The 22220-nt window shown below is 60.3% G+C and carries 19 protein-coding genes, 2 pseudogenes and 1 riboswitch; of the genes and pseudogenes, 10 read left to right on the top strand and 11 right to left on the bottom strand.

The window, feature by feature from the left end; genetic code table 11:
• Positions 1-818: pseudogene (locus PMI37_RS19485) on the top strand (calcium-binding protein); the annotation flags it as partial.
• A 103-nt stretch (positions 819-921) separates the two neighbouring features.
• Here the strand turns inward: PMI37_RS19485 and PMI37_RS19480 are convergent.
• The 5 genes from PMI37_RS19480 to PMI37_RS19460 all read right to left on the bottom strand — a co-directional run bounded on the left by PMI37_RS19480 (position 922) and on the right by PMI37_RS19460 (position 10623).
• Positions 922-3654, bottom strand: coding sequence for a LuxR C-terminal-related transcriptional regulator (locus tag PMI37_RS19480; RefSeq protein WP_008084018.1), 2733 nt, complete (start codon positions 3652-3654; stop codon positions 922-924).
• Between the two features lie 338 nt (positions 3655-3992).
• Entirely contained in the window at positions 3993-5357 is a 1365-nt protein-coding gene (locus PMI37_RS19475; protein WP_008084017.1) for a DUF1329 domain-containing protein, read from the bottom strand.
• 27 nt (positions 5358-5384) lie between these two features.
• Positions 5385-7274 (bottom strand): DUF1302 domain-containing protein, encoded by a 1890-nt coding sequence (locus PMI37_RS19470; protein WP_008084016.1) that lies wholly within the window; start codon positions 7272-7274, stop codon positions 5385-5387.
• A 335-nt stretch (positions 7275-7609) separates the two neighbouring features.
• Entirely contained in the window at positions 7610-9292 is a 1683-nt protein-coding gene (locus tag PMI37_RS19465) for a fatty acid--CoA ligase (protein ID WP_008084015.1), read from the bottom strand.
• 146 nt (positions 9293-9438) lie between these two features.
• Entirely contained in the window at positions 9439-10623 is a 1185-nt protein-coding gene (locus PMI37_RS19460; RefSeq protein WP_008084007.1) for an MFS transporter, read from the bottom strand.
• 85 nt (positions 10624-10708) lie between these two features.
• Here PMI37_RS19460 and PMI37_RS19455 point away from each other — a divergent pair, with 85 nt between their 5' ends.
• Positions 10709-11473 carry an AraC family transcriptional regulator gene (locus tag PMI37_RS19455; protein WP_008084005.1) on the top strand — a complete coding sequence of 255 codons (765 nt, stop codon included), beginning with the start codon at positions 10709-10711 and terminating at the stop codon, positions 11471-11473.
• 190 nt (positions 11474-11663) lie between these two features.
• On the opposite strand, the gene PMI37_RS19450 is transcribed toward PMI37_RS19455, so the two are convergent.
• Complete coding sequence (locus PMI37_RS19450; RefSeq protein WP_008084004.1) at positions 11664-12293, bottom strand: LysE family translocator; 630 nt, start codon at positions 12291-12293, stop codon at positions 11664-11666.
• A gap of 285 nt (positions 12294-12578) precedes the next feature.
• Here PMI37_RS19450 and PMI37_RS19445 point away from each other — a divergent pair, with 285 nt between their 5' ends.
• From PMI37_RS19445 to PMI37_RS19435, 3 genes are all read left to right on the top strand, one after another.
• Positions 12579-13544 (top strand): 2-hydroxyacid dehydrogenase, encoded by a 966-nt coding sequence (locus PMI37_RS19445; RefSeq protein ID WP_008084002.1) that lies wholly within the window; start codon positions 12579-12581, stop codon positions 13542-13544.
• A gap of 32 nt (positions 13545-13576) precedes the next feature.
• Positions 13577-14575: a class I SAM-dependent methyltransferase gene (locus PMI37_RS19440; protein WP_008084000.1), complete on the top strand. Its 999-nt coding sequence runs from the start codon at positions 13577-13579 to the stop codon at positions 14573-14575.
• Between the two features lie 50 nt (positions 14576-14625).
• Positions 14626-14750: riboswitch (yybP-ykoY riboswitch) on the top strand.
• A gap of 88 nt (positions 14751-14838) precedes the next feature.
• On the top strand, positions 14839-15423 hold the full coding sequence (locus tag PMI37_RS19435) for a TMEM165/GDT1 family protein (protein WP_008083999.1): 585 nt from the start codon (positions 14839-14841) through the stop codon (positions 15421-15423).
• A 200-nt stretch (positions 15424-15623) separates the two neighbouring features.
• Here PMI37_RS19435 and PMI37_RS19430 read toward each other — a convergent pair whose 3' ends face one another.
• Positions 15624-16442, bottom strand: coding sequence for a M48 family metallopeptidase (locus tag PMI37_RS19430; RefSeq protein ID WP_008083997.1), 819 nt, complete (start codon positions 16440-16442; stop codon positions 15624-15626).
• 172 nt (positions 16443-16614) lie between these two features.
• Here PMI37_RS19430 and PMI37_RS32575 point away from each other — a divergent pair.
• The 3 genes and pseudogenes from PMI37_RS32575 to PMI37_RS32565 all read left to right on the top strand — a co-directional run.
• Positions 16615-17943: pseudogene (locus tag PMI37_RS32575) on the top strand (PDC sensor domain-containing protein); the annotation flags it as partial.
• Between the two features lie 60 nt (positions 17944-18003).
• A complete protein-coding gene (locus PMI37_RS32570; protein WP_443216826.1) occupies positions 18004-18657 on the top strand; it encodes a methyl-accepting chemotaxis protein in 654 nt (217 codons plus the stop codon).
• A 38-nt stretch (positions 18658-18695) separates the two neighbouring features.
• A complete protein-coding gene (locus PMI37_RS32565; protein WP_443216825.1) occupies positions 18696-18845 on the top strand; it encodes a hypothetical protein in 150 nt (49 codons plus the stop codon).
• 66 nt (positions 18846-18911) lie between these two features.
• On the opposite strand, the gene PMI37_RS19420 is transcribed toward PMI37_RS32565, so the two are convergent.
• Genes PMI37_RS19420 through PMI37_RS19410 form a run of 3 tightly spaced genes read right to left on the bottom strand, consistent with a single transcriptional unit; the run spans position 18912 to position 20024 of the window.
• The gene (locus tag PMI37_RS19420; RefSeq protein WP_008083991.1) at positions 18912-19535 is read right to left on the bottom strand and encodes an SOS response-associated peptidase; all 624 of its coding nucleotides are present in this window, start codon (positions 19533-19535) and stop codon (positions 18912-18914) included.
• A gap of 36 nt (positions 19536-19571) precedes the next feature.
• Positions 19572-19832: a putative signal transducing protein gene (locus tag PMI37_RS19415; protein ID WP_008083988.1), complete on the bottom strand. Its 261-nt coding sequence runs from the start codon at positions 19830-19832 to the stop codon at positions 19572-19574.
• Positions 19833-19841: 9 nt separating this feature from the next.
• Positions 19842-20024 carry a CPXCG motif-containing cysteine-rich protein gene (locus tag PMI37_RS19410; RefSeq protein WP_007912820.1) on the bottom strand — a complete coding sequence of 61 codons (183 nt, stop codon included), beginning with the start codon at positions 20022-20024 and terminating at the stop codon, positions 19842-19844.
• A gap of 142 nt (positions 20025-20166) precedes the next feature.
• Here PMI37_RS19410 and PMI37_RS19405 point away from each other — a divergent pair, with 142 nt between their 5' ends.
• Complete coding sequence (locus PMI37_RS19405) at positions 20167-21330, top strand: 1-acyl-sn-glycerol-3-phosphate acyltransferase (RefSeq protein ID WP_008083986.1); 1164 nt, start codon at positions 20167-20169, stop codon at positions 21328-21330.
• 140 nt (positions 21331-21470) lie between these two features.
• On the opposite strand, the gene PMI37_RS19400 is transcribed toward PMI37_RS19405, so the two are convergent.
• Positions 21471-21749 carry a hypothetical protein gene (locus PMI37_RS19400; protein ID WP_008083984.1) on the bottom strand — a complete coding sequence of 93 codons (279 nt, stop codon included), beginning with the start codon at positions 21747-21749 and terminating at the stop codon, positions 21471-21473.
• Between the two features lie 193 nt (positions 21750-21942).
• On the opposite strand from PMI37_RS19400, the gene PMI37_RS19395 reads away from it, so the two are divergent.
• Positions 21943-22149, top strand: coding sequence for a hypothetical protein (locus PMI37_RS19395; RefSeq protein ID WP_008083982.1), 207 nt, complete (start codon positions 21943-21945; stop codon positions 22147-22149).
• Positions 22150-22220: the final 71 nt, after the last annotated feature.

Genomic DNA, 22220 nt, shown 5'->3' with positions numbered 1-22220 from the left:
TCGTCGACAACGCGCAGGACGTGGTCATCGAAACCAGCACTCTGGCCAACGAGATCGACACTGTTCTGGCGTCGGTGACCTACACCTTGGGCGCCAATATCGAAAACCTGACGCTGACCGGTTCAGCCAACATTAACGCTTATGGCAACGCCGGCAACAACGTGCTGATCGGCAATGCCGGCAACAACGTCATGTTCGGTGGCGCAGGTCTGGATACCCTGATCGGCGGTGACGGCAACGACACCTACAACATTGATCAGGCCGGTGAACTGGCGCTGCTGGTGGAGAACGCCAACGAAGGTTCCGACGTTCTCAACATCACCTACGCCGCTACCGCGCAGGACAATGTCGTCGACCTGAGCCAGGCCAGCCTGCAAAACGTCGAAAACGTTCTGCTGTCCGGTGCGGGCAAGTTCAGTCTGATCGGTAACGATCTGAACAACATCATGCTGGGCAATGCCGATAACAACGTGCTCAACGGCGGAGCCGGGGCGGACACGCTGACCGGCGGCGGCGGTGCCGACACCTTCGTTTTCGCCGCGGTCAACGAGATGGGCCTGGGCCTCAATCGCGACGTCATCACCGACTTCAACAGCCTGCAAGGTGACAAGATCGATCTGACAAAGTTTGATGCCAACCTGCTGGACACCGGTTTCAATGGCTTCTCCTTCATTGGTGCGGCAGATTTCACCGGCGCCGGCCAACTGCGCTTCGTTGACCATGTGCTCTCGGGCAACGTCAGTGGCAACGTCGGTGCCGATTTTGAAATCCAACTGGTCGGTGTAAACAGTTTCAGCGCCAACGATCTGGTGGCCTGACGCTTATCGAAACCTGTCACGGCCTGCCACGCAGGCCGTCATGCACACGAAAAACGCCCCGACTGGTTCGGGGCGTTTTTTTATCCTCGGCGATGGTTGCTGGCTAACCCAGCACACCCAGTTCCTTCGCCCGCGCCACGGCCTGCGTACGCCGCTCGACACCCAACTTGCTGTTGATATGGCTGGCGTGAGTTTTCACGGTGTGCAACGAGATGAACAACTGCTCACTGATCTGCTGGTTCGAGCAGCCTTGCGCGATCAGTTGCAGCACCGCCAGCTCGCGGCTGCTGAGTTGTTCGGCGGCGGCGGTTTCCATCGGGCGGCTGGCAGCAAGCGGAAAATGCGACAGCAGTTGCTGGCTGACCGCTGTCGCAGAGGTCAGCGCCAGCTGCCCGCGCAACCAGTCCGGGGATTGTTGCATCAACGCATCGAACGGCTGCAAGACGCCCCCGGCGGCCGCTTCCAGTGCCAGGCCGAGGACTTTGCGCGCTTGCGGCTCCCGCCCACTGTCGAGCAGCAACGCGACTTTTTGTGTCAGCGCCATCACGCTGAGCAATTGCCGTCCGGTTTGCTGGCCGTTCTCATGCAACACGTTCAGCCGCCCCTCGGCGAGCATCGGCTGGCCCTGAATCCTGTCGAGCAACGCTTGTTGCAGCTCGACGTGCAGGGGCAACTGTGGATGGAACTCCGGTGGCGCGGCGGCGCGCTCGCCAGTGTAGGTCTGGCCCAGCCGCGCCAACCAGGCTTCGGCCAGATCGGTACGGCCCTGCGCCAGCCACAGCTCGCATTTGACCAGCGTGATCATCGCCAGATAATAGATGGGGGGCACGTCCCAGATGTGCATCAGCCGTTCAGCTTCGGACAATTCGGCGAAGGCCTTGGCGAACTCGCCTGCGCCGCCGTCCAGGCGGGCGATCACGCAGTGACCGATCAACACGCTGATATCACGACAGGCGCGCGCCTCGCCGATCCCGGCCAGTAACCGTGCGCGTGCGGCTTGCGGCTGCAAGCGCATCGCCAACAAAAAACCTTCGTACAGCGTCAGCCGTGCACGCACCGCATACAAGCGTTGCGGCGACAGCCCGCGCAGGCGTTCCAGGCCCTGATGCACTTCATCCAGCGCGCGCAGAATTTCACCGCGCGACTGCAATACGCGCGCGCGGTCGTAATGGGCCAGCGCTTCAAACAGCGGATTGCCGACCCGTTGCGCCAGTTCAAGGGATTCGCGGTTAAGACCACGGGCGCGCCATAGATCACCATCGGCAATCGCCAGATTGGACAGGGTCGACAGGCACATCAGCCGCTGGCCGTAGCGTTTGGCGGGCAGGCTCTCCAATGCTTCGCTGCAATACCTGAGCGTCAGTTCACGGTGGCCGCGACCACGGGCAATGATCCCGCTCAACGCCAGCCATTGCGCCAGCATCGACTTTTGCGCAGTGGCCGAAGGCGCTGGCAGAAAGCGGCTCAAATGGCTGGACAGCTCTTCGGCAGCATCGAGCTGGCAAGCCAGCCCCAGCGCCCAACTGTAGAGGACGATCAGCCGTGGCGTGCTGATCAGCAGGCTGTCGGGCAAGTCCATTTTCCAGCGCAGCAGCATGCCGACGTTTTGCTCGGCGAGCAGTTGTTCCTCGGAAAGGTTCTGCACCAGATTGGCGGCCACATCGAGGTGCCCGGCGCGCAAGGCCTGCTCCACCGCTTCGTCGAGCAGCCCCTGCGCGTTAAACCAGCGACAGGCCCGCAGGTGCAGGGTCGCGGTCGGCACCATCGGCTGGGCAATGGGCCGGCTGCGCAGCAGATCAGAAAACAGATGGTGATAACGATACCAGTGCCCGTGCTCATCCAGCGGCACCAGAAACACCTGATGCGCGAGCAGGAAACGCAGGATTTCGGCGCTGTCATGGGCTTCGCGCACCGCATCACACAGTTCACTGCAAAAGCGCTCTTGCGGTGCCGTGTCATAGAGAAACGTCTGCACTTCGGGCGGAAGGCAATCGATGACTTCTTCGAGCAGATAGTCGCGAATCAATCCCTCCCCGCCATTCAGCGCTTGCGGCAGCGCGGCTTCGTTGCCGGCCTCCGCCATCGCCAGCAACCAGAAACGCAGGCCTGCCACCCAACCTTCGCTGCGCAGGATCAGACTTTCCAATGCCTCGCCGCGCAGTGAACTGCTGTGGCGATCGAGCAATGTGAGGGCTTCGTCGTGGGTCAGGCGCAGGTCCTGTTCGTGCAGTTCAAGCAGCTGGCGGGACAGGCGCAAGCGCGCCAGATGCCAGTCGGGGCGTTGGCGACTGGTGACCATGACCAGCAAGCCGTCCGGTAAATGATTGAGGAAGAATTGCAGGCAGCGATCGAGTACCGGGCCTTGCGCCAGATGATAATCGTCGAGCACCAACAGCAGAGGCGCCACTGGATCAAGGTGCAGGGCCAGCTCATCGAGCAGACCGTCGAGCCATTCTTCAAACGCAAACGGCTGATGGCGCTGACGCATCTTCAGCAGGCCCAGTGCGCGGCTGCCCAGTTGCGGAAAATAATCCTGCAAGCCTTCGAGCAAGCGCTCCAGAAACCGCCCCGGATCGCTGTCACGCGGGCTCAGGCCCAACCACAGACTTTGCCACTGCGCCGGCAGGCTCTGACAGAACTCCACCGCCAGCGAACTCTTGCCGAAGCCCGCCGGAGCGCTCACCAGCAATAGCCGACCACCGAGCCCGGCTTGCAGGCGCTCGCAGAGTCGTGGTCGCAGCACATATCCGTCGGGCAATGGCGGGCGAAAAAAACGCCCGTTCAATGCCGCGACGGCAACACTTGCGGGACCCGGAAGTGGAGACAGATCAGTCATGGCCGGCTCTTGTTCGAATGGCTGTTGGCGGCATTGCAGATGTCCGCAGACTAGCCTTAAACGTAGCGGTAATGAAGGTTGCTGCTACAAATGGCTACAAAAAAGCTACACAGCGCCGACAAAATCCGCCATCACCGATCAATCGCGCCCGGTGACGAATCCCTGTAGGAGCTGCCGCAGGCTGCGATCTTTTGACTTTGTTTTGCCCCCCAAAAAAGCAGGATCAAAAGATCGCAGCCTGCGGCAGCTCCTACATAAGCAGGGAAATCTGATCAAAAAAAACGCCCCGAACCAGTCGGGGCGTTTTTACGAGGATGCGGCCTCGGGGTTACAGCGGTTTAGCGAACACCATCCTGACGCAGCGCGGCCGGGGTGAAGTCGCTGGTGGTGGCGGTGAAGCCGAAGTCATACGCCTGCTTCTCTTCGTTCTTCATGCCCAGCGCCAGATAACGGCCGGACTGCAGGTCGTAGAGAGTTTCCAGGGCATACCACGGCACTTGCTTGTCGTAGTAGTTCTCGGCATGCGCCTCGGCTACACGCCACAGTTGGCCACGACCGTCGTAATGGTCGATAACGGCTGCCTGCCAGGTGTCTTCGTCGATATAGAAGTCACGCTTGGCGTAGATGTGGCGCTGACCTTCCTTGAGGGTGGCAACCACATGCCAGACGCGGCGCAGCTCGTAACGCGCCAGATCCTGGTTGATGTGACCGGCCTTGATGATGTCAGCGTACTTCAGTTTCGGATCATCGAGCTTGTAGCTGTCGGAGGCGATGTACATCTCTTTCTTGCCTTCGAGCTTCCAGTCGTAGCGATCCGGCGCACCGTTGAACATGTCGAGGTTGTCGGAAGTCCGCAGGCCATCCGCCGCAGTACCCGGGCCGTCATAGGACACTTGTGGCGCACGACGCACACGACGCTGACCGGCGTTGTAGACCCACGCCGAACGTGGCTCTTTCACCTGGTCGAGGGTTTCGTGCACCAGCAGCACACCACCGGCCAGACGCGCCGGCGCAGTCACTTTCTGCTTGAAGTAGAACAGGATGTTGCCCGGGTTTTTCGGGTCATAGTCCTTCATCTTGTCACGGAACACGAACTGATCCTGGAAGTACACCAGGCTGTACGAGCCGTTCGGTTGCGGCGTGGCCTGGGTCACCAGACGGGTCACGCTGCCGCCGCGATAGCGGGTGATGTGGTTCCAGATCACTTCCACGCCGGTTTTCGGAATCGGGAACGGCACTGCCGTGTCGAAGTTCTCCAGACCGTTGCCGCCGGACACCAGGTTGGTGGTGGTGGCGTTCTTCTTGATCGCGGCGAATACGTCATCCGGCACAGTGGCACCACGATGGGACGGGTACACCGGCATTTTGAACGTTTCCGGGTAACGCTTGAACATCGCGTACTGCCCCGGCGCCAGTTTGTCCTTGTACTTGTCAGCATCCTTGGCGGTGATGGTGAACAACGGCTGTTCACTGGCGTAAGGGTTGGACAGGAAACCGCGCGCATCGACGCTCCCGGCATTCTTCGGCAGCGGCTTCCAGGCGGGAATCGAACCGTCGGCGTTACCGGCCATTTCGGCGCCCATCGGGGTCAGGCTCTTGCCCAGCTTGTCCGCTTCGGCAGCAGGGACCGCCGCCATGACGCCGGTCGCCAGCAGCGACAGGCCCAGAACACCGGCGTGGAACAGACTCTTTGTTATTTTCATATGTGTGTTCGTCCTGAAATGCAGTGCTTAGAAGTTCACGCCGAAGCTGAGCGCAACGAAGTCGCGGTCATCCACAGTGGTGTACTTGCCGTCGAAGAAGTTGGTGTAAGCCAGGCTCGCGGTGTAGGTGTTCTGGTATTCGGCGTCGACACCAAGGCTGACCGCCTTGCGGCCTTCCTCAAAGTTGCCGCCAGGGCCTGGCGAGTAACCGCTGACGTCGTGCTGCCAGGCCACGTTAGGCTTGAGGTTCACACCGGCAAACACATCGTTGTATTCCCAGATGGCACGGCCGCGGTAGCCCCACGACATCGATGTGGTAAAGCCGTCGTTGTTGCAATTGCGGCTGCGGTTGTTCTGCGGCGATCCCGGCCCCGCGCCATTGATAGTGCTGGCATTGAGAATGTTGGCGCAGGTATCGATACCGCCAGTGGCCGGCAGCTCACCCGGGCCATACACCGGATCGCGGCCATAACGCATGTCGGAACGGCTTTCCAGCCCGCCGACATAAGTCGCGCCAACTTCACCGACGAGGGTCAGACGGCTGGCGCCCATGACCTGATCGAAGAAGTGCGTGAACGTTGTCTGGATCTGGGTGATTTCCTTGCGCTCATAACCATGCAGATCCTGACCCGGCACGCCATTGAGTATCGAAGCATTGGTCAGTGCGCCGCCGATCGGACGCACACCGGCGAACAGGATGTCGGTCGAGTTCAGTTGTACCGGTGCGTTCGGACGGTAGCTGATCTCACCGCTCCACGCCGTGCCGGTAGGCAGGGTGGTGGAGAAGCTCAGACCGTAGAGGCGAATGTCTTCAGGGTATTCAATGAAGTAGTTCGAGTTGCCCGCGACCAGCAGGGGAGCGAGTGCCGCAAAAGGCCCCGGCAGCGCGCGCGCCGTGTTGTAGACCGATTGCGGAGCACCGGTGGCGCTGAAGATCGGCGCACGGCTGTGATAGTTCATGAAGTAGGCGCCGAACTCGGTATCGAGTGGCTCGTACATGTACTTGAAGGACGCGCCCCACTGGCCGCTGTCGCGCGCATCGCGATCCGGGCCACGGCGCACCAGAACCCCTTCTTCGTTGACGTTGACACCGTTGGCGGCCAATGGCCCCAAGGCGATGGCCGGGATTTGCGAGCGCTTGTTCAAGACGCGCAAGTTATCGTTGCAACCGTCGGCAACGATGTCAGGCTGCGAGAAGAACGTGCCGCAGTTATCGACGACCGTCTGGTCCCATTCCAGTTGATAGAACGCCTCGGCCGAGAGGTTCTCGGTCAGGCTCTGCGAGACGTAGAACATGTTGACCGGGATCAGGCCTTCCTTGATCTCGGCACCGGGACGACGGAACGCCGACACATCGATCGGGTTGATCGAGTTGATGCCGCCGCCGATGAAAGTACTTTCACCCCAGCTCACCACCTGTTTGCCCAGACGCACGGAGCCCGGCTGATCGGCAATCGAGTAGTTGTGGTAGACGAAGGCATCGAGGATCTGGCCGCCGGACGACTTGGCGCCCTCTTTACGGCCCGTATCGCTGATGTCCTTGAATTGGCGGCTTTCATCCTTGAGTTCGAAGTCGTACCAGTATTTGCCACGGACAAACACGCCGGTGTCGCCGTATTTCAATTCAAGGTCATGAATGCCCTTGAAGATTTTCGAGAAGGTTTCGCCGCTCTTGAAGTTGGCGTGACCGTCATCGGAAGTCTGCGACAGGCCATGGCCGCCGTTGTTGACGCCGATGAGGTTCTTGTTCGGGCTCTGAGTAGACCAACTGGCACCGATCGACAGAGACGAGTCGAACTGGCCTTCGATTTCACCGACGTTGAAACTGACGCCGAATGCGGGCCCGGCGAGCGAAGAGGCAAGACTGACCGCCAGAGGCAGTTTCGCCCGGCGCCAGAACTGGTTTACTGAGGTCATCGACGCTACTCCATGTGCATTATTGTTATGGCAGTGAGTACTTTTAAAAACGCTGTGGAGGAGCGGACGCCAGGGCTGCCCGAAATCACTCCAGAGTTACTCGCCCCAATCAGTGCGTGTGCTCCGTTCTTAAAAATCCTTGAACGGACTATATCCAGCAGGGGGTACTGCTTGATCCCTCTAAAGTGTGATTTGCAGTCGCCAACCACTCTGGAACAGTCCTTTCGCCAGTCCGACACTCGTCGGCACGGCAAGGATGGCTGAATTTTTCGATTTCACAAGCCAAGCGCTTGCTTGGTGGGTCTGGCGCGCCGTTTTCGGCGCGCCAGCAGACACTAAAGTGTCGAGAGGAAGGTGCTGTTGTTGGCCTGCCATTCAGTGATGTCGAGGCGGATGCGCTTCTTGTCGAGCTTGCCGACACTGGTCTTGGGAATTTCAGTAACAAGGGCAATCTGACTCGGGATCGCCCACTTGCTCAGGTGCCCCAATTCCACGAACGGCTTGAGGTGTTCCTTGAGCTCTCGCGCCCCGATCACGTGCCCTTCGCGGATTACCAGCAGCGCAAACGGGCGCTCGCCCCACTGTGGATCGGCGATGCCCACCACTGCTACTTCGCGTACCGCGACATGCCGGCTGATCAGGTCTTCGAGGTCCAGCGAGGAGATCCATTCGCCGCCGGTCTTGATCACGTCCTTGATGCGGTCGCGGATGTCGATCACGCCCATGCTGTCGAGTGTGGCGACGTCGCCGGTGTGCAGCCAGCCACCGGCCCACAGCTCGGCGCCCTTCTGCGGTTCATTGAAATAGCCTTCGGTGAGCCACGGTGCGCGCAGCACCAGTTCGCCCTGGGTTTCGCCGTCGGCCGGAAGGAAGTTGCCGTCGCCGTCGACAATCGCCGCTTCGACCAATGGCCCCGGCACGCCAGCCTTGATCCGGTAAGTAGTGCGTTCGTCTTCGCTGCCGGCCATCAGCTCGTCATTGAGGTGCGCGCAGGACACCAGCGGCCCGGTCTCGGACATGCCATACGCCGCCGTCAGCTGAATACCGCGAGCCTTGGCGGTTTCATACAGCGTGCGATTGAGCGCGCTGCCACCGATGACGATTTTCCAGCCAGCGAAATCGGTGTCTTGCGCACCTTTGGCGTTGAGCAGCATCTGCAGGATGGTCGGCACGCAATGGGAGAACGTGACCTTCTCCTTGCGCCACAACTCGACGAGAAATTCCGGGTCGTAGCGGCCCGGATAAACCTGCTTGAGCCCGAGCATGGTCGCCACATAAGGCAGGCCCCAGGCATGCACGTGAAACATCGGCGTGATCGGCATGTACACATCGTTGGTGCCCAGCAGGCGCACGCTGTCGATGGAGCCCATGATCGTCGCCACGCCCATGGTGTGCAGCACCAGTTGCCGATGGGTGAAGTACACGCCTTTCGGGTTGCCGGTGGTGCCGGTGGTGTAGAACGTGGTGGCGACCGAGTTTTCGTCGAAATCCTCGAAGTCGTACTGCGGACTCGCGGCGGCCAGCAGTTGCTCGTACTCACCGACCAGGTTCGGCAAGTCGGCAGTCTTCTCCGGCAGATCGGTCAGCAGCAGGGTTTTCTCGACCGTGGTCAGGTGCGGCGCAATCGCCTGATACAGCCCGACGAACTCGCTGTTGACCAGTACAAAGCGGTCTTCGGCGTGGTTCATGGTGTAGAGAATCTGTTCTGGCGACAGGCGCACGTTGATGGTGTGAATCACCGCGCCGATCAGGGGAATGGCAAACATGCATTCCAGGTAACGATGGCTGTCCCAATCCATCACCGCCACGGTGTCACCGGCCTTCACACCGGCGGCCGTCAGCACATTGGCCAGCCGCGCCACGCGCTCGATCAATGTCGGATAGCTGTAGCGCAACTGGTCACGGTAAATGATCTCGCGGGTTTTCTCGTAACGGGCGCCGGACATCAGCAGCCGTTTGATCAGCAATGGATACTGGTAGGCCCCATCGGCCGGGGGAATGACGCGAGTCTGCAACATATGAATCCCTTTTCTGGCTGCACGGTGTTGGCGTAGAGATTTGTACTCTAGAACCCTTATACGCCAGCCAAATCAGCCAAAGGAATGATTTGCAGAGCCGTACAAATGCTAGCTTTGCGCCAGCATTTGCCGGTTTTCGTCATTGATCAGGCCGTTTGTCCTACAGCTGCCTCAGAAGGTGTCCGTGGGAAAACCACTGCTGCGAGGAAGGTCAACGCGCCGAATCCTGCGAGAATCAAGTAAAGGCCTACAAAACCATGGCGCGGTTCGACATAGGAAATCAGCGGAATCGCTGTCGCACTGGCACCGAACGACAAACAGTAACGCAAGGCGAACACCCGCGATTGCCACTGTGGCGCAACGAAGTTGGCGACCATTGCATCGTTGACCGTGACCTGACCGAACACCACGAACATGAACGCCGCACCGAGGGCAATCACCGCCCAGCCATCGGCGTAAGCCAGCGCAAACAGCAGCGGCGCCTGGCACAGCGTCAACACAATGAACGGCCATTTCAGGCTGAGCCGGTGCAAAACCCGGCCGATGCTCAACTGCGCGACCGCCCCGAAGGCATACGCCAGGCTGACCACCACACCGAGGATTTGCGGGGAGGCGAACAGCTCATGCAAACGCTCCTGAAACAGTTTCGGATAGGTCATGGTGGTGGCGTTGAACACCACACCGCCGGTGGCTGTGGCCAGCGCCAGCACGGCGAAGACCATGACCATCGAAATGCGCTGCCCTGCGGCGCCCTTCAATGGCGTGTGCGCACGCTTGGGGATCGGTTCCTCACGCACCTGCAAGGCGAAGCCGACACCCAGAACAATCGCCACCGCACCGGGTATGAGGAATGCCGAGCGCCAGCCGAACTGCGCCACCAGCAACCCGGTAATCAGCGCCGAAAACGCTACGCCGAGGTTGCCCCACATGCCGTTGATGCCGATTTCGCGGCCACGGTTTTGTGCGTAGGCGACCAGCATTGCCGTGCCCACCGGGTGATAGATCGCGGCAAAAATGCCGATCAGGGTCAGGCCGATTACCAGCATCGTCGGGCTGTTGCTCAGGCCGGTGACAATCGCCGAGGCGCCGATGCCGAAGAAAAACACCAGCATCATTTGCCGCCGGCTCCAGTGATCGCCCAGCCAACCGGCCGGTAGCGAGCAAGCACCGAAAGCGATGAAGCCGCCCAGCGACAGGCCGATCAGCGCGGCATAGTCGAGACCAAAGGCCTGAGTCATGCCGAGCACGGCGGCGGGAAAAATCAGCATGAACATGTGATCGATCACATGGGCGGCGTTGATGTAGCGAATGACGTTTCTCGATTGATTCATGGCGGCACGCTTTACGTTGTTGTGTGCCGCTTATGCTAAGTTGGCCGGAAAGCGCATTCCTGCCAAGCAAGTCATTGAATCAGACATGTTGATCAGCCACTTTGAACACGGCCCGGTGAGCGCCTATCCCCGGGATTATCTCGACGGCGCGCACCAGCCGCTGCATGTGCATCGCGAGGCGCAATTGCTGTACGCGGCCAGCGGCATCATGCGCGTGGTCACGGCGTCGGGCGCATGGGTGATTCCGCCGAGCCGCGCGGTGTGGATACCGCCGCAAGTGGCGCATGAGATTTTCATGAGTGGCGACGTGCAGATGCGCTCGCTGTTCATCGCTCCCGAGCGGTCGCCGGCCAGCCTGAAGCAGTGTTGTGTGCTGGCAGTGACGCCGCTGCTGCGCGAGCTGATTCTGCGCGCCGTGCAAGGCCCGCCGCATGCCGACAATCCGCTGATTCAGCAATTGATGCTGGAAGAACTGGCCAGCCTGGAAAACCTGCCGCTGCACATTCCGATGCCGACTGATCGACGCCTGCAGAATATTTGCCTGGCGCTGCTGCACACCCCCGATCATCCCAACACGCTGGAAGACTGGGCGCAGCAGGTCGGCGCCAGCTCTCGCACGTTGGCGCGGCTGTTCCAGCAACAGTTAACGATGAGTTTCAATGCCTGGCGCCAGCAATTGCGCCTGATGGAAGCCCTGCCCCGCCTGCTCGCCGGCGACAGTGTGCAGCGCGTGGCGCAGGATTTGGGCTACGCCAGCGCGCGGGCGTTCAGCGCGATGTTTCGCCGTTTGCTGGGCGAGAATCCCCGCGACTACCTCAACACCCTGAGCAAGCTCAGCCAACTCGTATAGGAGCCATGTAGGAGCTGCCGAAGGCTGCGATCTTTTGATCTTTTTTTTGAGGACCAAGATCAAAAGATCGCAGCCTTCGGCAGCTCCTACACCAGCCAGGCACAATTTCTGTAGGAACTGCCGAGTGCAACGAGGCTGCGATCTTTCAAGATCAACAGATCGCAGCCTGCGGCAGCTCCTACAGGGAAGATCAGTGCATTTCGGTGAAGGCGATTTTCACGCCGAGAGCGATCAACACCGCGCCCATGGTGCGGTCGAACCAGTGACCCATGCGAGCAAAACCGGCGCGTACGCGCTGCTGGCTGAACAGCATCGCCACCAGGCAGAACCAGATCGCGGTCGCCACGGCGAGATAAACGCCATAACCGGCCTGCACCGACAGCGGCGTGTGCGGGTTGATCACCACGGTGAACAGCGACAGGAAGAACAACGTCGCTTTCGGGTTCAGACCATTGGTGACGAAGCCCGAAGTGAAGGCGCCGCGAGCTGTGCGCACGCCGGCCTCTTTGTGCAGATCATCAGTAACGGTTTTCGCCGGTTGCGCGCGCAAGGCCTTGAAGCCGATGTACAGCAAATATGCGGCGGCCGCCCATTTCAAGGCGTTGAACAGAACGATCGACTGCGACACGATCAGACCGATACCCAGCAGCGAATAACCAACGTGGAGGAAAATCGCCGTACCGACACCCAAGGCAGTCCAGGTACCGGCGCGACGTCCGTGGGTCACGCTTTCGCGCACCACCACGGCAAAGTCCGGGCCGGGGCTGGCGACGGCCAGCAGGTGGATCAGTGCAACGGTCAAGAACTCGGTCCAGTACATGGGGGCTCCTCTGGGGCAGCTTGCTCAATAAAAAATCTGTAGGAAACGCAGCACTTGTGGTGAGGGGATTTATCCCCGTTCGGCTGCGCAGCAGTCGTAAACCCGGCGAACGCGATTGAGCAGATACACCGAGGTGAATGGTTTTAGGGCTGCTTCGCAACCCAACGGGGATAAATCCCCTCGCCACAGGGACATATATCCGCGGCGGGCTCTGCGTAACGATTTGTTTCATCTGGTAGGCTCGGCAGATTACGCCCAACGCTCAAAGCCTAAAAGGTACAGTTGATGACGAACACGCGCCGCGCGGTTTTCCTTGATCACCCTTCGCTCGACCTCGGCGACCTCGACCTCAGCCCGTTGCGCGAGTGTTTCAGCGATCTGCAACTGTTCACCCAGACCTTGCCCGAGCAAGTCAGCGAACGTCTGCAAGGCGCTACCGTCGCCATCTCCAACAAGGTTCTGATCGACGCCGCCGCCATGGCCGCCAACCCCGATCTGAAGCTGATTCTGATTGCCGCCACCGGCACCAACAACGTCGATCTCGCCGCCGCACGCGCCCACGGCATCACCGTATGCAACTGCCAGGGTTACGGCACGCCATCGGTGGCGCAACACACGATCATGCTGCTGCTCAATCTCGCCACGCGCCTGGCCGATTACCAGAAAGCCGTCGGCGCAGGTCGCTGGCAGCAGGCGAAACAGTTCTGTCTGCTCGACTATCCGATCGTTGAACTACAAGGCAAAACCCTCGGTTTGCTCGGTCATGGCGAACTCGGCGGTGCCGTGGCGCGACTGGCCGAAGCCTTCGGCATGCGCGTACTGCTCGGGCAAATTCCCGGACGCCCTGCCCGCCCGGATCGCTTGCCGCTGGATGAATTGCTGCCGCAAGTTGACGCCCTCACCCTGCACTGCCCGCTCAACGAACACACTCGCCACTTCATCGGTGCGCGCGAGCTGGCGTCGATGAAACCCGGCGCGTTCGTGGTCAACACCGCGCGTGGCGGCCTGATCGATGAGCAGGCGCTGGCCGATGCCCTGCGCAACGGTCACCTCGGCGGCGCGGCCACCGATGTGCTGAGTGTCGAGCCACCGACTCAAGGCAATCCGCTACTGGCCGCCGACATCCCGCGCCTCATCGTAACGCCGCACAACGCCTGGGGCAGCGTCGAAGCGCGGCAGCGCATCGTCGGCCAATTGACCGAAAACGCTCAGGCGTTCTTCAGCGCTAAGGCGCTGCGGGTCGTCAGTTGATAAACTGCGGCACTTTTTTTTGAGGAGCAGTTATGGATCCGCGCAGTGAAGTACTGCTTCGTCAGCCCGAGTTGTTTCAAGGATCGTTGTTGCTCGCCGGTTTGCCCGCCGATGATTTGCTCGGGCGCTTGCCCAATGCGTTCGGCTGGTGCTGGCATGCCGGCGATCAAGCGGCGCTGGACGCCCGTTTCGAAGGTCGCAGCCATTTCGGCGTGAATGTCCCGGGGCGTGAGTTCGACAGCGCGGTGGTGTTCTTGCCCAAGTCCAAGGACCTGACCGATTACATCCTCAATGCCGTGGCTTCGCGTCTGGCTGGGCGCGAAGTGTTTCTGGTCGGGGAAAAGCGCAGCGGCATCGAAGGCGCCTCCAAACAGCTCAACCCGTTCGGCAAGCCACGCAAGCTCGACAGCGCGCGGCACTGCCAACTCTGGCAAGTGACCGTGGCCAACGCCCCTGAAGCGAAATCCCTGGAAAGCCTGGCGCAGACTTATGAATTGCCACTGGCTGAAGGCCCGTTGAAAGTCATCAGCCTGCCGGGCGTGTTCAGCCACGGCCGACTGGATCGCGGCAGCGCTTTGTTGCTGGAGCATCTGGACAAGTTGCCGAGCGGCCATCTGCTCGATTTCGGTTGCGGTGCCGGTGTGTTGGGCGCTGCGGTCAAACGTCGCTATCCGCACAATCAGGTGACGTTACTCGACGTCGATGCGTTTGCTGCTGCCAGCAGTCGCTTGACCTTGGCCGCCAACGGTCTGGAAGCCGAGGTGCTGACCGGTGACGGTATCGATGCGGCGCCGATGGGGCTGAACGCGATTCTGAGCAACCCGCCGTTCCATGTCGGCGTGCACACCGATTATTTCGCTACCGAGAACTTGCTGCGAAAAGCGGCCAAACATCTGAAAAACGGCGGCGAACTGCGCTTGGTCGCCAACAGCTTTCTGAAGTATCAACCGCTGATCGAGGAGCATCTGGGCGTGTGTGCGATCAAGGCCGAAGGCAATGGTTTCCGCATCTACCGGGCCAAGCGCGGCTAGAACTTCTTTCAAAAAAGAGGCTTGCTCAATCGGATTTGCCTAGGCAGAATCCGCTCCGTCCTAGGGGAGTAGTCTCCCACGAGCGCCAAGCTCGTCCGGCATACGTCAACATACTTGATCCTCAGATCATGGCGTATGCGACCCAAGCGTCCGCAGCAGACGGATCGCAGGGTTTGACAAGACCTATGACACGCACACCTTACCCGGGGCGGGAAGGCTGTACGTGTCATAGCCGTGTCGACCCGCCCCTTAGGAAAATCCTGATGCTGGACTCGTTACTCGTTCCCACCGCAATCGTTGCCTTGGCCGAAATCGGCGACAAGACGCAACTGCTCGCGCTGATTCTCGCCGCTCGCTTCCGCAAACCCTGGCCGATCATTGCCGGTATTGTCGCCGCGACCCTGGCCAACCACGCAGCAGCCGGTGCGGTCGGCGCCTGGTTCGGCAGTTTCTTCTCGGACTCGGTCCTGCACTGGATTCTCGCCGCAAGCTTCACGGCCACCGCGCTGTGGACACTGGTCCCGGACAAAATGGACGACGATGAAACCAGCACCGCACGCAAGTTCGGGCCGTTCCTGACCACGCTGATCGCGTTTTTCCTGGCTGAAATGGGTGACAAGACTCAGGTCGCGACGGTGATGCTCGCCGCGCAATACCCGGAGCTGTGGCTGGTAATTATCGGGACGACGGCGGGCATGTTGATTGCCAACGTGCCGGTGGTGTTGGCGGGTAATTTTGCTGCCGACAAATTGCCGCTGACCTTGATCCGTCGCCTGGCGGCTTCGGCGTTCATGATTCTGGCAATCGTGGCGGTGTACAAGGCGATGCAGAGCAGCGGCTGGATTTAACCCCCGTTTGCTGAACTGCCCAAAACCTGTGGTGAGGGGATTTATCCCCGATGGGGCGCGAAGCGCCCCCAAACCTGCTGCCTCAGAGTGTCAGACATAACGCATTTGCAGGTTTTGGGGCTGCTTCGCAGCCCATCGGGGATAAATCCCCTCGCCACAACAGCCCTCCCAACCTGAAGAATCGTTGCGTCCTTCGACTCTTAGGACTTCGGGGCTTGTTCGTACAGCGGCATTACCTTCGGAATCGCCGCCTGCAACGAAGCGATCCGGCTGGCCGACGCCGGGTGAGTGCTCATGAACTCCGGCGGCGAACCTTCCGAGGCCTTGCTCATCTTGTTCCACAAGGTGATCGCGGCGTTCGGGTTGTAGCCGGCACGAGCAGCCAGTTCCAGACCAATCAGGTCGGCTTCGTTCTCGTTGGCGCGGCTGTTCGGCAGGGTCATGCCGTAGTTGGCCACGGTGTCGGCCAGCGCCAGACTGTCCTGACCCAGACCAAGCAATGCGCCTGCGCCCTGCTTGGCCATTTCAATCCCGTACGCCTTGGACATCGCTTCACGACCGTGCTCGCGCAGGGCGTGGGCGATTTCATGGCCCATGACCGCGGCGATTTCATCGTCGGTGAGTTTCAGGCTGTCGATCAGCCCGGTGTAGAAAATGATCTTGCCGCCAGGCCCGCAGTTGGCGTTGAGTTCGTCACTCTTGATCAGATTGACTTCCCACTGCCATTGCGCCGCATCCGGGCGGAAGTTCGGCGCCTGGGCGATCAAACGGTTGGCAACCGCCTGAACCCGCTTGGCCTCAGGGCTGGTCTTGTCCAGCACACCTTTGCTGGACGCCTCGCCGACGGTCTTCTGATACGACTGGGCATACATCTGGTCGACCTCTTGCGAGGACAGCATGCTGAACATGTACTGCTTGCGCTCCACCCCCACGGCGCCGCCGCTGGTGGTGTTGACCGACTGACAACCGGCCAGCAACAGCGCTGCGCTCAGTGCACTTACAACCAATGTCTTGTTCATTCAAAAGCTCCCTGAAAACCTGTCGCGTATCCTAGGCGGGTAATTGTATCGGCGCCAGATACAACGGACGTGTTGTAGCGACTTTCAGACATTTCCCACCGCGGCTGTCGTAAAAAATTCACACCACCGACCAGCCCACAACAACTGCGGCACGCAGTGATCCATTTGCGACATGCCCTGCCAATTCCACCCTGCCACGCTAATGGCGCCCTGCCCGCTGCCGATACATCACCGCAGACGTCCTCTTGCGTGCGGAGCTCCCATGAAGTTCAAGTCGATCCAGTTTTCCGTCGCCGCCCTGGCCGGCGCCATTGTGCTCAGCGTGGTGGCGGCGCTGGTGCTGTATGCGCTGTTTGCCGGCGCCCGCACCCAGGAGATGGTGCAGCAGCGCACCCAGGCGCAGTTCGAGCAAGTCATCGAACAACGCCTGAGCGCACTGGCGCAAACCCAGGTCAGCCAGATCCAGCGCGAGCTCGAAGCACCGCTGCTGATTGCCGGCGGCCTGGTACGGGTCAACGCCCTGCTCGGCACGCCGGGCGCCGATGGTCAGCCGCGCCTGAATGTCAGCCGCGAACAACTGATCAGCCTGATCAAAGAGAACGTCGAAAAGAACCCGAAGATCCTCGGCACCTACATCGGCTGGGAGAAAAACGCCCTCGATCACAATGACGCGGCTTACGTCGGCACCGGCGTGGTCGGCATCGATGCGGCCAACGGGCGCTTTCTGCCATGGTGGTTCCGCAATGACGATGGCACGCTGGGCCTGGACAAACTGGCCGACGTCGATGACCAGAAAGTCCTCTCCACCGGCGTGCGCGCCAGCGAGTACTACCTGTGCTCGAAAGAGAGCAAAAAGTCCTGCGTGATCGATCCGGCACCGTACAAGGTCGGCGACAAGATCGTCATGCTCGCCTCCTTCATTGAACCGATCATGCTCAACGGCACCTTCCAGGGTATCGTCGGCGCCGACCTGTCGGTGAACTTCATTCAGGAAATGCTCCTCGGCGCGAACCAGAAGCTCTACAGCGGCGCCGGTGAAATGGCCTTGGTCGGCGGCAATGGCCGGATCGTTGCCTACACCAAGGACCCGAGCAAATTCGGCGAGAAAATCAGCGACATCCTCGACGCCGAGCAAACGGCCAACATGGCCAATCTCAAGAGCGGCGAAGTGACTTACTCGGTCAACAAGGACAAGGGCCGCATTGAGCTTTACCTGCCGTTCGGCATCGGCCAGACCAACGCGCGCTGGACACTGATGCTGCAATTGCCGCTTAACGCGGTGATGGCCGATCTGCAGAAACTGCAGGGCGACCTCGATGCGCAACGCAAGTCCGACACCTTCGGCATGGCCATGGTCGGTCTGCTGATCGCCGGCCTTGGCCTGCTGGTGATCTGGCTGGTCGGCCACGGCATTGCCCGGCCGTTGAAGCAGATGGTCGCGATGCTCAACGACATCGCTCAGGGTGAAGGTGACCTGACCCGCCGCTTGAGCAGTGATCGCAGCGATGAACTCGGTTCGATCGCCAAGGGCTTCAACACCTTCCTGGCCAAATTGCAGGCGATGATCACGCAGGTGGTGACGTCGGTGCAAAGCGTCAGCGATTCCTCGGAGCACACCGCCGACATCGCGATTCGCACCAACATCGGCATCCAGAAACAAATGGCCGAGATCGATCAGGTCGCCACCGCCGTGCAGGAAATGACCGCCACCGCGCAGGACGTTGCGCGCAATGCGACGCAGGCTGCACAAGCCGCCAGCCATGCCGATCAAGCGGCCAGTCAGGGCATGCAGATCGTCCGCGACACGTCCAATTCGATCGGCGTGCTGGCGCTGGAAATCGGCAAAGCCGTGGGCGTGGTACAGACGCTGGCGAAGGACAGCGAGAACATCAACGCGATCCTCACAGCGATTCGCGGGATCGCCGAGCAGACCAATTTGCTCGCGCTGAACGCGGCGATTGAAGCGGCACGTGCCGGCGAGCAAGGTCGCGGTTTCGCGGTGGTGGCGGATGAGGTGCGCAATCTGGCGCAGAAGACGCAGAAGGCCACCGAAGAAATCCAGAGCATGATCCAGCAACTGCAACAGGGCACCCGCGACGTGGTACGGGTCATGGAAGACAGTCAGAACCGCACCGACGAAAGCGTGCAGCACGCGGCGAAAGCGGCCGAGGCGCTGGAGACGATTACCCAGGCGGTGTCGGTGATCAACGACTGAACACGCAGATTGCCAGTGCGGCGGAAGAGCAGAGCGCGGTGGCGGATGACATCAATCGCAACGTGATCAACATTGGACAGGTGGCCAATGAGGTCGCGGGCGGTGCGGATGAGTCGAGTTCGGCGAGTGCCGATTTGACCAAGTTGGCGGAACAGCAGCGGCGGTTGATCAATCAGTTCAAGGTTTAAGGGCAAGATCAAAAGATCGCAGCCTTCGGCAGCTCCTACAGAGGCTGCGATCTTTTCGCTTTCAAATTAACCCGGGGTCAGGCACTCCGGGCCATTGAGTTTGGGATCATTGATCAGGTTCGCCAACACCCGCTCACGCAATGCGACCGGTTCGCTGGCCAGCAACCCTTGCAACACATGCAACGGCGTTTGCGGATCGAGCCATGCCGCCTGCCCTGCCTCATCAAGAATCAACGGCCGGCGTTGACTCGACGCCGGCTGAGTAATCACCGCCGTACTCAACCACACCTGTTCCTGCACCGGATACGCCTCCCAGATCGCCGCAAAAAACAGTGACGAACCCTCGCCCGGCGTCAGCCAGAACGGCCGCTTGCGCTGGGTCCCGCGCCATTCGTAAAACCCGTTCGCCGGCAGCAGGCAGCGACGCTGGCGCAGCGCCTCACGAAACATCGGTTGTTCGGCCACGGTTTCCGCGCGGGCATGCGCCGGGGTTTTCGACAGATCGGTCAGCCACGGCGGCGTCAGCCCCCAACGCGCGCGGGCCAGGGTGCGCTCGCCGTCTTCACCAGCACGCAGCATCAACACCGAATCATTGGGGGAAATATTCCACTGCGCCTGCTGATCGGCGGGAAAACCTGGCAGGGCCGCGAAATCGCGGTTCCAGCGAAACAGGGCATAACGTCCACACATGGGGCAACACGACTCTGAAGTAAAACGAAGCTCAGCCTAACAGACCAGCGTCCCGGGGAAGCTCTCCGGTTCATCGCCGGGCAGCGGCAGCGCGGCATTGTACGCGGTGATCAACTCGCGGGCGTATTCGGCCTGGTCGTTATCGACGGACAGCGCCAACAACCCGAAGATCGGCAATTCGCCCGTACCACCGAGCAAATCGCGGCCAACCAGATGCGCCTCGATGCCTTCGCTGGCAAGCATGCCCTTGAGCATTTCGCCTTCCATCAGGTTTTCCGGCTCGTAGATTCGCTGCATGGGCGCGCCTCACTCGTTTTCGCTGAAGACTTCCAGAAACCAGTCCTCTTCGTGTACCTGCAAGACAAACGTGATTGGCCGGCAACACACCTGACAATCTTCGATATAGGTCTGATCGCCACCGGACAGGTCCACTGACGTCTCGACCGTTTCCCCACAATAAGGACATTCGTATTCAGCAGGTTCCAGCATCGCGGTCTCCCAAGTGACTTGTGCGTATAATCGCCGGTCTATTTGCAGGGCTATTTTTGTCTGGCTACCTTTTCAGACCGTGCCCCGTTGGTTTTCGATCAAAACCTTTACTTACCCTAGCCGTTTCCAACAAGAGAGCATGATGGGCGAATTCGATGCCATCCGACCTTACGACGACAGCGAAGTACCTGTGGTACTGGCAAGACTGCTCGGCGACAAGGCGTTTCTAGATATCCTCACCCACTTCCGCTTCCCGCGTTTTGCCGGTGCCTTCGGCTGGATGCTCAAACCACTTATAGCCCATCGGCTGCGTCGTGAGTTCGCCGACGTGACCTCGGTGGCGACGTTGCAGGACAAGGTCGAGTCCTACGTCGACCACACCATCGAGCGCGCCACCGACGGCGTGACCTACACCGGTGTCGAGCAATTCAAGTCGGGCAGCGCCTATCTGTTCATCGCCAACCACCGCGATATCGTCATGGACCCGGCCTTCGTCAACTACGCCGTGTACCACGCCGGCCTGCCGACGCCGCGCATTGCGATTGGCGACAACCTGCTGCAGAAGCCGTTTGTCAGCGACCTGATGCGCTTGAACAAGAGTTTTATCGTCCACCGTTCGATCACCGGCCGTCGCGAGAAAATGGCCGCGTATCAGCTGTTGTCGGCGTACATCAACCACTCGATCCGCAACGATTGCGCCTCGATCTGGATCGCGCAGGCTGAAGGTCGGGCGAAGGACGGCGATGACCGCACCGAGTCGGCGATCCTCAAGATGTTCCACATGAGCCGCAAGGACGAGCCGTTCGGCGAAGTGATCCAGTCGCTGAATCTGACGCCGGTGTCGATCAGCTACGAGTACGACCCGTGCGACCAGGCCAAGGCTCGTGAGCTCTATATCCGCGCCACCACCGGCACCTACGCAAAAGCGCCGGGCGAAGATGACGTGAGCATCGCCAAGGGCATCACCGGCTACAAGGGCCGGGTGCACGTGAACTTCGCACCGCCAATCACCGAGCTGTTCGAAGACACCAAGCAATTGGCAGTCGAGATGGACAAGCAGATTCTTGGCGGCTACCGGTTATTCCCGGTGCATTACCTGGCGTATGCACAGTGGGCCGATGCTGATGCGCAATTGAATGTGCCGAAGGCTGCCGAAGTGTTCCCGGCCGATGAACTGGCCAAGGCCCAGGAAGAATGGCAAAGCCGGCTGGGCGCGTGCCCTGCAGAGCACCGTCCGTATCTGGTGCTGCAATATGCGACGCCGGTGCGCAATCAGTACCGGGTGAAGGCTGGGTTGCCGCTTTAATCAACAGCGCTGAGCAATTGTGGCGAGGGGATTTATCCCCGCTGGACTGCGCAGCAGGCCCTGTTTTTTTCAGGTAAAAACTGGGGGCGCTGCGCGCCCCAACGGGGATAAATCCCCTCGCCACAGGTTTTGCATCAGATTCAGTAACGGGTGCTGATCCAGGAAACGATCAGGGCCAGAGCGAGGCAGGCGAAACCGAAACGATAGAAAAACCGGTTCATGCGCAACGTCGCCCAGTCCAGCATCGGCTCGGCATTCGGCTGCGCGTTGCGCTGAGCGGCGATGCTGGCCATCGCGCGCTGTTCGCGGCGGCGCGTTGCGTGCAACAGCCAACTGCCGGGAAACGCCAACAGCAGCGCCAGCAGGTTGATCAATTTGGCGGGATGGGCGGTAAACAGCGTCATCAAGTGCAGCGACATCACAGACCTCTATCTAAACCGGTATGACAGGCGCCAGATCGACGACCGCGGCGCGGATTCTACCGAAACCCGAGTGCCCTGCCCCAGCGTTTGCGACAAATTACATGACAATCGACCGATGGCTGTCCTGTGTCACGGCATCGTCATGTGGATGTAGCACCCTGCGCGCCTCGAAACGCACATGGAACGCGACATGCTTCACGCTGAAAACCAGGACCGTCTCTACCTCATCACCCCTTACGACGAACAACAAAGCCTCGTTGGCAGCCTTGCCTTCAATGTTCAGGATCGCCACTGGCTGGTGTATTGCGCCCTCGGCGGGCATCAACATGCCGATTTACCCGAGACCGACCTGCTGACCGGCGTCAGCGTCCTCGACTTCTACTCCCAGGCCGCCTGAATGAAATCCCCCATGTAGGAGCTGCCGAAGGCTGCGATCTTTTGATGTTGGTTTTAAGATCAAAAGATCGC

This window comes from Pseudomonas sp. GM80 (genome assembly GCF_000282515.1).
Lineage (GTDB): Bacteria > Pseudomonadota > Gammaproteobacteria > Pseudomonadales > Pseudomonadaceae > Aquipseudomonas.
Note: the sequence above shows the minus strand (reverse complement) of the source record. Positions and strands in the feature narration are given on the sequence as shown.